Annotated in this window: 13 protein-coding genes and 1 tRNA gene; 11 read left to right on the forward strand and 3 right to left on the reverse strand. The window is 64.2% G+C overall.

All coding sequences use genetic code 11. The annotated features are described in order from the left end of the window. Nucleotides 1-64: 64 nt before the first annotated feature. The 6 genes from ASS64_RS08690 (at nucleotide 65) to ASS64_RS08715 (ending at nucleotide 4,350) form a co-directional block, all read left to right on the forward strand. Nucleotides 65-622 carry a DUF4440 domain-containing protein gene (locus ASS64_RS08690; protein WP_067692787.1) on the forward strand — a complete coding sequence of 186 codons (558 nt, stop codon included), beginning with the start codon at nucleotides 65-67 and terminating at the stop codon, nucleotides 620-622. A gap of 221 nt (nucleotides 623-843) precedes the next feature. Beyond that, a complete protein-coding gene (argB, locus tag ASS64_RS08695; RefSeq protein WP_067692790.1) occupies nucleotides 844-1,740 on the forward strand; it encodes an acetylglutamate kinase in 897 nt (298 codons plus the stop codon). Nucleotides 1,741-1,822: 82 nt separating this feature from the next. Then, nucleotides 1,823-2,113, forward strand: a complete 291-nt coding sequence (locus ASS64_RS08700) for a YggT family protein (RefSeq protein ID WP_067692791.1) — start codon at nucleotides 1,823-1,825, stop codon at nucleotides 2,111-2,113. Further along, nucleotides 2,113-3,009: a bifunctional methylenetetrahydrofolate dehydrogenase/methenyltetrahydrofolate cyclohydrolase FolD gene (gene folD / locus ASS64_RS08705; RefSeq protein WP_067692792.1), complete on the forward strand. Its 897-nt coding sequence runs from the start codon at nucleotides 2,113-2,115 to the stop codon at nucleotides 3,007-3,009. The genes ASS64_RS08700 and folD overlap by 1 nt, the downstream gene beginning before the upstream one ends. After that, the gene (locus tag ASS64_RS08710) at nucleotides 3,006-3,707 is read left to right on the forward strand and encodes a hypothetical protein (RefSeq protein WP_067692793.1); all 702 of its coding nucleotides are present in this window, start codon (nucleotides 3,006-3,008) and stop codon (nucleotides 3,705-3,707) included. The genes folD and ASS64_RS08710 overlap by 4 nt, the downstream gene beginning before the upstream one ends. A 1-nt stretch (nucleotide 3,708) precedes the next feature. Then, entirely contained in the window at nucleotides 3,709-4,350 is a 642-nt protein-coding gene (locus ASS64_RS08715) for a MarC family protein (RefSeq protein WP_067692795.1), read from the forward strand. Here the strand turns inward: ASS64_RS08715 and ASS64_RS08720 are convergent. Together ASS64_RS08720 and ASS64_RS08725 are read right to left on the reverse strand one after the other, a co-directional pair. Continuing rightward, complete coding sequence (locus tag ASS64_RS08720; protein WP_067692797.1) at nucleotides 4,337-4,948, reverse strand: LON peptidase substrate-binding domain-containing protein; 612 nt, start codon at nucleotides 4,946-4,948, stop codon at nucleotides 4,337-4,339. The two genes, ASS64_RS08715 and ASS64_RS08720, sit on opposite strands and share 14 nt — an antisense overlap. Before the next feature lie 8 nt (nucleotides 4,949-4,956). Next, the gene (locus ASS64_RS08725; protein WP_067693159.1) at nucleotides 4,957-5,877 is read right to left on the reverse strand and encodes a tetratricopeptide repeat protein; all 921 of its coding nucleotides are present in this window, start codon (nucleotides 5,875-5,877) and stop codon (nucleotides 4,957-4,959) included. Nucleotides 5,878-6,073: 196 nt separating this feature from the next. On the opposite strand from ASS64_RS08725, the gene ASS64_RS08730 reads away from it, so the two are divergent. Further along, nucleotides 6,074-6,148 (forward strand) — tRNA-Gly (locus ASS64_RS08730). Nucleotides 6,149-6,357: 209 nt separating this feature from the next. Here the strand turns inward: ASS64_RS08730 and ASS64_RS08735 are convergent. Beyond that, nucleotides 6,358-7,125 carry a helix-turn-helix domain-containing protein gene (locus tag ASS64_RS08735; protein ID WP_198147679.1) on the reverse strand — a complete coding sequence of 256 codons (768 nt, stop codon included), beginning with the start codon at nucleotides 7,123-7,125 and terminating at the stop codon, nucleotides 6,358-6,360. A gap of 119 nt (nucleotides 7,126-7,244) precedes the next feature. Between ASS64_RS08735 and ASS64_RS08740 the strand changes: the two genes are divergently transcribed. The 4 genes from ASS64_RS08740 (at nucleotide 7,245) to ASS64_RS08755 (ending at nucleotide 9,383) form a co-directional block, all read left to right on the forward strand. After that, nucleotides 7,245-7,631: a PaaI family thioesterase gene (locus ASS64_RS08740; protein ID WP_067692802.1), complete on the forward strand. Its 387-nt coding sequence runs from the start codon at nucleotides 7,245-7,247 to the stop codon at nucleotides 7,629-7,631. 81 nt (nucleotides 7,632-7,712) lie between these two features. Next, the gene (locus ASS64_RS08745) at nucleotides 7,713-8,021 is read left to right on the forward strand and encodes a hypothetical protein (RefSeq protein ID WP_067692804.1); all 309 of its coding nucleotides are present in this window, start codon (nucleotides 7,713-7,715) and stop codon (nucleotides 8,019-8,021) included. Beyond that, nucleotides 8,018-8,626, forward strand: coding sequence for a bifunctional 2-polyprenyl-6-hydroxyphenol methylase/3-demethylubiquinol 3-O-methyltransferase UbiG (locus tag ASS64_RS08750; RefSeq protein WP_067692810.1), 609 nt, complete (start codon nucleotides 8,018-8,020; stop codon nucleotides 8,624-8,626). Before ASS64_RS08745 ends, ASS64_RS08750 begins: the two co-directional genes overlap by 4 nt. Nucleotides 8,627-8,810: 184 nt before the next feature. Next, nucleotides 8,811-9,383, forward strand: a complete 573-nt coding sequence (locus tag ASS64_RS08755) for a helix-turn-helix transcriptional regulator (protein ID WP_067692813.1) — start codon at nucleotides 8,811-8,813, stop codon at nucleotides 9,381-9,383. The last annotated feature ends 69 nt before the right edge of the window (nucleotides 9,384-9,452 follow it).

The raw sequence follows: 9,452 nt of genomic DNA on the forward strand, positions 1-9,452 counted from the left end.
GCGGTTGCAGCATGCGAGCCATGGTGTATTGCCCAAACAACACACACGATTCGAGAGGTTCCTCATGTTCACCACCCTTGCCGCCGCGTTGCTCTTTACGCAGGCGTCCACCACCGCGTCGCAGCCCATGCCCGCCGGGGATGCGCTCGAGCAGGAGGTCGCGGCCAACGACGCGCGCCTGTTCTGGGGCTTCTTCGAGGGCTGCGATCCCGATGCCGTGGCCGAACTGGTTCACCCCGATTTTCGGATGCTGCACGATCTCGTCGGAATGGCCACGTCGAGCGGGGCGCAGATGATCCAGCAGGCGCGCGAGAATTGCGACAAGCGCAAGCCCGGCGGGGCGAATAAGGGCTACAGGAACCGCCGCCTGCTGGTGCCCGGCTCGCGCCGAATCCAGAAGCTGGGCGACTGGGGCGCGCTGGAGGAGGGGCTTCACACCTTCCACGAATGGCGCGCCGATGCCAATGGCGGGCAGGGCGGCTGGGTGTTGACCGGTGGCGGGCGCTATATCCATTCGTGGCAATGGATGCCGCAAGAGGGCCGCTTCCGCCTGCTGGAAAGCCTGAGCATCGATCACGGCCCGGCCATGCCCTATCCGCCCCGGTCGGGCGCGGGCGAATAGGGGCAAGCGAAAACCCCGGGCGGCTCCGCGCCGCTTCGGGTCGGTAACCTCGGTTCGATTGGCGGCGGTGGTCGGCCATCGCGCCCAGGACGCCGAAACCCGGCCCGAACGGCGCAATGCTTTGGCGATGTTCCAACGTCCGGCGACCGGCGATCGCGACCGATCCACCGCCGCGCGGAAACCTTTGCCTCGCACGCTCGCCCCCGCTAGTCCGGCACGCCATGACCGAGACACGCGACATTCACGCCAAGGCCGAAACGCTGATCGAGGCGCTGCCCTATTTCCAGCGCTATGCCGGCCGCAGCTTCGTGGTGAAATACGGCGGCAATGCCATGGGCGACGATCGTGCCGCGCGCGAATTCGCCGAAGATGTGGTGTTGCTGAAGGCGGTTGGCATCAATCCCGTGGTGGTCCACGGCGGCGGCCCGCAGATCGGCGCAATGCTCGAAAAGCTGGGCGTCGAGACGACCTTCGTCGACGGGCTGCGCGTCACCGACAAGCAGACCGCCGATGTCGCAGAGATGGTCCTTTCTGGCGCGATCAACAAGGCGATCGTGGGCTCGATCGCGCGCGCGGGCGGCAAGGCGATCGGCATTTCGGGCAAGGATGGCGGCCTCGTCACCGCGACCAAGCTGCGGCGCACGCAAAAGGACCCCGACAGCAATATCGAAAAGGCGCTCGATCTCGGCTTCGTCGGCGAGCCGGCCAGGGTCGACACGACCATCATCGAGACCGCCACCGGGGCGGGCATGATCCCCGTGGTCGCACCGATCGGCGTTGGCGAAGACGGGCATACCTACAATATCAATGCCGACACCATGGCCGGAGCGCTGGCCGCGGCTTTGGGAGCGGCCCGCCTGCTGCTGCTGACCGACGTCTCGGGCGTCCTCGACAAGCAGGGCAAGCTGCTTACCGATTTGACCCCGGCCGACGTCCACCGGCTGCGCGACGACGGCACGATTTCGGGCGGGATGATCCCCAAGCTCGAGACTTGCGTCCGGGCTGTCGAATCGGGCTGCGAAGCCGCGGTCGTGCTCGATGGGCGTGTGCCGCATGCCATGCTGCTCGAATTCTTCACTGCGCGCGGCGCGGGAACGCTCGTCAGCCGCGGGGCGTAACCCGTAGGAGAGGGGTGGCGCGCGGCGTATTGCGCTTGTAAGACGCGCCCCATAGCCAAAACGCAAGGGAACGCTCGGTCACATGCAGGCGCTCAGCACAGTCTACCAGATCATCGCGATGCTCACCAACGTGCTGGTGATGCTGATCATCATCCAGTTCATCATCGGCTTGTTGTTCGCCTTCAACGTGGTGAACCGGTCGAACGATTTCCTCGCCAGCTTCTACATGGCGATCAACCGCTTCCTCGATCCGGTGCTCCGTCCGATCCGCAACATCATGCCCAATACGGGCGCGATCGATTTCTCGCCGCTGGTGCTGATTATAGTGCTCAATGTTGTCCTGATCGTTCTCGGCAATGTGATTTACGGTTGATGACGGCGCAGGTTATCGACGGGAAGGCTTTCGCCGCGAAGCTGCGCGAGCGCGTCGGCGAGCAGGCGGCCGAATTCGAAAGCGAAGCGGGACGCAAGGCGGGCCTTGCGGTGGTGCTGGTGGGAGAGGATCCGGCGAGCCAAGTCTATGTGCGCAGCAAGCACAAGGCGACCGTGGCCGCGAACATGGAAAGCTTCGAACATCGCCTGCCCGGCGACGCGTCGGAGGCGGACCTGCTGGCGTTGGTCGAAAAGCTCAATGCCGATCCGGCAGTCGACGGCATTCTCGTGCAGCTTCCGCTCCCGGACCACCTCGACGAACAGGCGGTGATCGCCGCGATCAGCCCGGACAAGGACGTCGACGGTTTCCACGTCACCAACGCCGGTCGGCTGGCGGTGGGGCAGAGCGGTTTCGTACCCTGCACACCGCTCGGGTGCATGATGCTGCTGCGCGACCGGCTGGGCGATCTCTCGGGGCTTGAGGCGGTGGTGATCGGCCGCTCCAACATCGTCGGAAAGCCGATGGCGCAGTTGCTGCTCGATGCTAACGCCACCGTTACTATCGCTCACAGCCGGACGAAGGATCTGCCCGCGGTGGTCAGGCGCGCCGATATCGTGGTTGCCGCCGTGGGCCGCGCCGAAATGGTCAAGGCGGACTGGGTCAAGGAGGGTGCCACGGTGATCGATGTCGGCATCAACCGCTTGCCCCCCGAACCTGGCGCGGAGAAGGGCCGGCTGGTCGGCGATGTCGATTACGCCGGCGCGCAGGATGTCGCTGCGGCGATCACGCCGGTGCCGGGCGGCGTCGGACCGATGACGATCGCCGTGCTGCTGCGCAACACGCTGGTCGCCGCCTATCGTAACGAAGGGCTCGAACTGCCCGAGGGCGCGCTGTGAGACTTGCTGTCGCCCTGCTCGCGCTGGGCCTCGCCGCCTGCTCGGCCAATCAGGGCCCGCGTGATCGCTATGCGCGCATGCTCACCCCGACGGCCAATCCATCGAAAGTCGTCGCTGCAGAGCTCGCCTTCGCCCGCGCGGCGCAGGAAGATGGGCAGTGGACCGCTTTTCGCGACTTCGCCGCCGATGAGGGGGTTATGTTCGTTCCCGAGCCAGTCGACGCGCGCCAGTGGCTGGCGGGCCGGGCCAACCCACCACAGGCGGTGCAATGGCAGCCGCACCAGGTCTGGTCGAGCTGCGATGGCTCGCTGGCAGTCACGCGTGGCGCATGGCAGCGGCCCGACGGTTCCAGCGGCTATTTCACCACGGTCTGGCAGCGCCAGCGCGATGGCGAGTATCGCTGGACGCTCGACCAGGGCGACGTGCTCGAAACCCCGCTCGAAGCACCCGAATTCGTGCGCACCGATGTCGCCGACTGCCCGCAGCGTGGCCTCGCTGCCGCTCTGCGCGCGCAAGCCGAAAGGTCCCGGCCGGTGACCGGTGGGACCTATTTCGACCAGGTGAGTGCCGACAGCAGCCTGTTCCTGACATTCATCGTCTCGCCCGATTTGTCGCGCCACTGGAAGCTGATGCTGCACCGCGACGGGCAGATGGTCGATGCCATGGCCGGTAGCGTGGACGCGCCGACGGGCGATTGACATGACCGCGCTGTTTCTCTCCGCCTTCATCACGCTGTTCGTGGTTATCGACCCGCCTGGCTGCGCGCCGATCTATGCCGGGCTGACGAAAGGCGCGACCTCAGCCCAGCGACGGATGATGGCGATCCGTGCCTGCGCTATTGCGCTCGTCATCCTGCTGGTCTTCGCGCTGTTCGGAGAAGATCTGCTCGCTGCGCTCCATATCGAACTGGACAGCTTCCGCATTGCCGGCGGTCTGATGCTGTTCTGGATCGCTTTCGAAATGGTCTTCGAAAAGCGCACCCAGCGCCGCGAGGAACGCGCCGAGAAGGTGGCCGCCACGCCCGAGGTCGAGGATGTCTCGGTCTTTCCCATGGCGATCCCGATGCTCGCGGGGCCCGGCGCGATCGCGGCGATCATGCTGCTGATGAACGAGGCGCAGGGGGCGGAAGAAACCTTCATCGTCCTCGGTGCGCTGGTCGGCGTCCTGCTTATCACCATGCTCGCCCTGATGGCGGCAGGACCGCTGATGCGTCTGTTCGGAGACAAGGTCGAAGCTGCGATCACCCGGGTGCTCGGAGTGCTGCTCGCAGCGCTGGCAGCTCAGTATGTGATCGACGGATTGCGCGGAAGCTTCGGCCTCGTCACCGCTACTGCAGCGTAACGATCTCGTCGCCGTCGTCGCGCAAGGCGAAGAACTGCATCAGCTGGATCATCAGCTCGCAACGCTGACGCAGATCGGGTGCTTCCAGCAGTGCCTGTTTCGAAGCGGCGTCGAAGGGGATGATCTGGGCAACGCCGTTAATAAGCGTCTCGTCGTCGAGCTTGGCGACCGACTCCCAATCGACCGAGTAGCCCTGCATATCGGCGAAACGCCGGGCTTCGAATTCGAAGCCGGCGCGCTCGACGCTCGACAGCGTTTCGTCCTGCGGGTCCTCGATCAGCTCTGCTTCGATCTGGCGGAAGCTGGTGGTCACGTCCAGTTCGCGCAGCAAACGGAAGCGCGCCTCGCCATCGAGCACGATGTTATAGCGTCCGTCCTCCAGCGCCTCGACATCGCCGATCCGTCCGACGCAGCCGATCTCGTATAACGGCGCCCCCTCCTTCGACTTTTGCGGCTGGATCATGCCGATCAGCCGGTCCTTGGCCAGCGCATTGCCGACGAGGTCGCGGTAACGCCGCTCGAAAATATGCAGCGGCAGTTGCAGACCGGGAAACAGGATTGCGCCGGGCAGGGGGAAGATGGGCAGGCGAGTACTCAAGTGGCCCCCTATCCGAACAGGATCTTCGACAGGCGTCGGCGGGTCGCGACGACCCAGGGGTCTTCCAGCCCTACCGCTTCGAAGATCTGCAGCAGCTTGGCCTTGGCCGCACCCTCGTTCCATTCGCGATCGGCTTCGAACATGGACAGCAATTCGTCCGCCGCGATATCGCGCTCGCCCGCGGCAAAGGCAGCCTCGGCATAGTCGTAGCGCGCCTGCATGTCCCCGCTGCCGGCCTTTTCCTTCAGCGCGGCCAATTCGCCGTCGTCTACTTTACTGCCCGCCAGATCGAGCGCGCTCTTGGCCTGTTCGATCTGCGGGTCGGTGGCCAGGGCGGGATTGGTTTCGGCAGCCGAAAGCGCGGCTTGCGCCTGCTCGATATGGCCGGCCTGGACCAGCGCGCGGATAAGGCCCGCATGCGCAGCGGCGTTGTCTGGTGCCATCTGCACGACCTGCCCGAAGACGCCCGCGGCGCGTTCCGCATCGCCTTCGGCAAGCACTTGCTCGGCCATCGTTACGAATTGCGAGACATCCTGCTGCGGCTGGCCACCTTGCGATTCGTCGCCCGCACCGGGCTGGATCGGCAATTGCGCGAGAATCTGGTCGAGCGTCTGTTTCATCTGCGATTCGCTGCGCGCACTGGTCAGGTCGGCGACCGGCTGGCCCTGGAACAGCGCATAGATCGTCGGTATCGACTGGACCTGGAACTGTGCGGCGATGAATTTTTCCTCGTCGACGTCGATCTTCTTGAGCACCACGCCCTTGTCGGCATATTCGGCGGCGACCTTTTCCAGCATGGGGGCGATCGCCTTGCAAGGCCCGCACCACTCGGCATGGAAATCGAGGATGACGAGCTTGGTCATCGACGGTTCGACAACTTCGGTCTTGAAGCGTTCGACCGCTTTCTGTTCATCCATGTTCAGGCCCATGCTCGCCACGTAGATCCACCTTTCGTTCGAAAAATCTTGCCCGCCCCATGTGGGCATTGTCGCGCGAATGTGAAGGAGCGTGGGGCCTGCCGCAAGGGTGGCAAAAAATCTGCAAATTCGGCTTGCGAGACTCGCAAGCCGCTGCTAGTTGGCCGCCTCCCCACCGGGGCCGTACGGCTTCCGGTAGCGCCAGTGAGCGGGCGTAGCTCAGGGGTAGAGCACAACCTTGCCAAGGTTGGGGTCGGGCGTTCGAATCGCCTCGCCCGCTCCATTTCCACTCGATAATTATGCGATGAGCCGCAGCTCGGTCTCGGTGTTCGGCAACGCGTTGAGGCTACGGCGCGAAGCACTATGACTGTCGGCAGACAGGATAGCATATGCCGGCATGCTCCATCATTGCGGTTGACCAGGCTCCCTTGTTGGGTGGCGACGCGGGTAGCATCTCCGGCAAGCCCGGCCGCAAGAGGGGCAAGGTAGGTGTCAGGGGGCGGGTAACCCCTTTTCGAGCATCCGGGCGCCTTTTTCATCCACCGGATAGAACAATTCGATGCGCAGGTCGGTCAGCGTCAGGTCGAACGCGGTGTTGAACACAGCCTGGACCGACACGAGCTCGAGTTCCCGATCGCCGATCCTGATTCGCGTCGTGAGCGCCGGGGCGAGCGGTCGGTCGAGGTTTGCGCGCGGCGCGCGCGCTGCCAACTGGCGGGCGATCGCCGCGGTTGCATCGTCGCTGCGCCGCCGCGCTTCGCCACTCACCCGCATGGCGAGATGGGCCACAGCCTTTTCCCAGTTGACGATTGCTCCCCCAAGGTCGGGATCGGCGGCAATCGCGGCGGCCGGATTGTCGCCAATCCTCAGCCCCAAATGTGCGAGCAGCCCGCTTCCCGCCTTGTTGGCTCGCACGATCTGCCAGGAAGCATCGAGCGCCCAGGCGGGATAGGGATCGTGTCGCGCGATGAGGCGCTCCAGCGCATCGAGATACGGGCGAAGCTCTTCGCTGCCGAGCGCGCTCCGCTCGACCACCGGCGCGTAGCCGGCGCTTGTCAGCCAATCGTTTCGTGCATGCGGCGGGACCGAAAGAGCATCGGCGAGCTGGCGCACCATGCTCCGGCTCGGTGCGGATTTGCCGGTTTCGAGATATGAGATGTGGCGTGGCGAAACATCGGCCGCATCGGCCAGCGCCATCTGGCTGAGACGCCTTCTCTTGCGCCAGCTGCGCAAAAGCTCACCGAACCGGTTTGTCCGCATCATTTTCCCATTTGCTGCCATCGCCTCGGCGGCAAGATTATCATAACCTCGAACGTTATTGCTTTGACGCAATCGAACGGGTCTCGTGGCGCATTATCCGATCCCGGAGGACAACCGCCATGACCGACTTCGCAAAATCCATGCCGCTCGCCGAACTCCTCGGCATCGAGATTGCGGTGGCGTCGAGCGAGCAGGTCACGGGAAACATCGAAGTGCGCCCCGATCTGTGCACCGCGGGCGAGACGGTGCATGGCGGGACGCTCATGGCGTTCGCCGATTCCCTCGGCGCCATCGGCGCCTATCTCGCGCTGCCCGAGGGCGCGAATGGAACGACAACCATCGAGAGCAAAACGAGCTTCGTCGGACGCGCCGTGCCTGGAGACCGGTTGACCGGCGACGCGCGTCCCATTTCGATCGGAAAGAGAATCTCGGTATGGCAAACCCGGATCGAAACGGGCGACCATCGTCTCATTGCCCTGGTAACACAGACTCAGCTCGTCTTGTGACTCAGGACGCCGGGACAAAAGCTGACGTCTTTTGGCCACAGCCTGAAATGATCTACGTTAACACCATCGCTGAAAGGGACGATGACCATGATGAAGGCTTCCAACCCGGATGGCGCAGGCCACGATCCCATTGGATCGGTCGGGACGCCGCTTGCCGATAGCGAGCGGGCAATGGCCTCACGCACCGAGATCGCGGACTGCGGGCTCGTGCTCGCCGCCAAGGATCGTCGCGAAACGGCGCCTATAGCTTTGAACGAGGGTGCCGAAGCAGCGAGCGGTTCGGCGGTGCCGTATCTCCCAACTCATGTCGAAGGGGGCGAGCATGTCGCGAAAATCGAGTTGAGCGAAGGCAGTCGCATCGCGCACCATCCGTCAATCGATTGCCCATGACTTCCATTTCCCATCACCGCCCCGGCAATTCCGATCCATCCTTTGGTTATGACGCGGTCGCCGACGCCTATTGCGCTGCCCGCTCTTCCATCGGGCGCGAGGTGGTCGAGACCTGGGCCGCGCAGCTTCCCGAGGGCGGCGCGGTTCTCGACGTCGGCGCCGGATCGGGCGATCCGATGACGCCCGTTCTTCTGGAAGCGGGTCTCGATGTCTTTGCGATCGATGCATCGCCTCGTCTTGTCGCACTCTACCGCGAGCGTTTCCCAGAAGCGCGGATCGCCTGCGAACCGGCGGAAGCGAGCCCCTTTTTCGCGCGCACTTTCGACGGAGTGCTGGCGATCGGTCTCGTCTTTCTCCTGCCCGAAGCGAGGCAGCGCGTAGTGCTCGCGAAGATGGCAAGGGCGCTCAATTCCGGGGGGAGCCTGCTCTTTTCCGCTCCGCGGCAGATGGTCTCCTGGGACGACGCTCTCACCGGACGGCCTTCGCGCTCGCTTGGCGAAACGGCCTACCGCGCGATCCTGCGCGATGAAGGGCTCGATGTGGTCGCAACTTCGAGCGATGAGGGCTCGAACCATTATTATCACGCGGTGCGGCCCGCATCTTGACTGGACAAGCAGGCCGCGTAGCGGATCGCGCTTTGCCGATCTCCCATTTCCGGTTTTCTGCGCGCAGCGCGGGCGACCTCCCCCAACGGCGTCCAGACCGAGCACCGAGATAAGGCCCCAGCGAAGTGTCTTACGGCGATGCCGATATGGCCGATACCCGCCTCGATCGGCTATGAGGGCATCCATGCCATTCGATCTGCTTCGCATCGATGACCGACTTTCTCATGGCCTGAGGCATTGGCGGCGCACAGTCGGCGTGAAGCAAGAGAGCCTCGCGCATGATATCGGTGTCTCTCAGGCGACGATCTCGCGGCTGGAGAGCGGTCAAGCGCTCCCCGGCGAGCGCGATCTGCACCAATTGCTGGCGCGCATTTCGGCGAGCCCGTCGGCGCCGTCCGACAGGCAGCTCATTCGATTCGTCCGGCAATCGGCCGAGCCGCTCCACCTCGTCTGCGATCTCACCCATCGTTTGCTCGCCGCTTCACCGTCCCGGGCTTCGGAATGGGCCATCGCGCCCGAGCGGCTCAACGGCCGATCATTGTGGCGATACGCGTCGCCTGACATCGTCGAGGCCGAATGTGGGCTGGGCGCGATCGGATGGCACGAGCGCACCTCGCTCGAGACACGATTTGTCACCGCTTCCTTCGAATGTTCCGCTATATCCATAAGAAAGAGCGTCGTGCACTGGGTCAGGATTCCGCTGGCAAACGGGACGTTTGCCCGCCTCGTTCGAACCGGCAATGCCGGCACTGAATAAAATATTCGCCCGATTGAGATCGGACACGGCGCGCGGGTAAGCGTTGACCCATGTCCAACGACCACGTTT

Origin of the sequence: Erythrobacter sp. AP23, from assembly GCF_001542855.1 — a bacterium.
In the GTDB taxonomy this organism is placed as follows: Bacteria; Pseudomonadota; Alphaproteobacteria; order Sphingomonadales; family Sphingomonadaceae; genus Qipengyuania.

What these genes read in the sequence shown, in the direction of transcription:
- folD (WP_067692792.1), top strand. Translation starts at nt 2,113, where the DNA reads ATGACGGCGCAGGTTATCGACGGGAAGGCTTTCGCCGCGAAGCTGCGC.
- ASS64_RS08755 (WP_067692813.1), top strand. Translation starts at nt 8,811, where the DNA reads ATGCCATTCGATCTGCTTCGCATCGATGACCGACTTTCTCATGGCCTG.
- ASS64_RS08745 (WP_067692804.1), top strand. Translation starts at nt 7,713, where the DNA reads ATGACCATGATGAAGGCTTCCAACCCGGATGGCGCAGGCCACGATCCC.
- ASS64_RS08740 (WP_067692802.1), top strand. Translation starts at nt 7,245, where the DNA reads ATGACCGACTTCGCAAAATCCATGCCGCTCGCCGAACTCCTCGGCATC.
- ASS64_RS08690 (WP_067692787.1), top strand. Translation starts at nt 65, where the DNA reads ATGTTCACCACCCTTGCCGCCGCGTTGCTCTTTACGCAGGCGTCCACC.
- ASS64_RS08735 (WP_198147679.1), bottom strand. Translation starts at nt 7,125, where the DNA reads ATGCGGACAAACCGGTTCGGTGAGCTTTTGCGCAGCTGGCGCAAGAGA.
- ASS64_RS08700 (WP_067692791.1), top strand. Translation starts at nt 1,823, where the DNA reads ATGCAGGCGCTCAGCACAGTCTACCAGATCATCGCGATGCTCACCAAC.
- ASS64_RS08750 (WP_067692810.1), top strand. Translation starts at nt 8,018, where the DNA reads ATGACTTCCATTTCCCATCACCGCCCCGGCAATTCCGATCCATCCTTT.
- ASS64_RS08725 (WP_067693159.1), bottom strand. Translation starts at nt 5,877, where the DNA reads ATGGGCCTGAACATGGATGAACAGAAAGCGGTCGAACGCTTCAAGACC.
- ASS64_RS08715 (WP_067692795.1), top strand. Translation starts at nt 3,709, where the DNA reads ATGACCGCGCTGTTTCTCTCCGCCTTCATCACGCTGTTCGTGGTTATC.
- argB (WP_067692790.1), top strand. Translation starts at nt 844, where the DNA reads ATGACCGAGACACGCGACATTCACGCCAAGGCCGAAACGCTGATCGAG.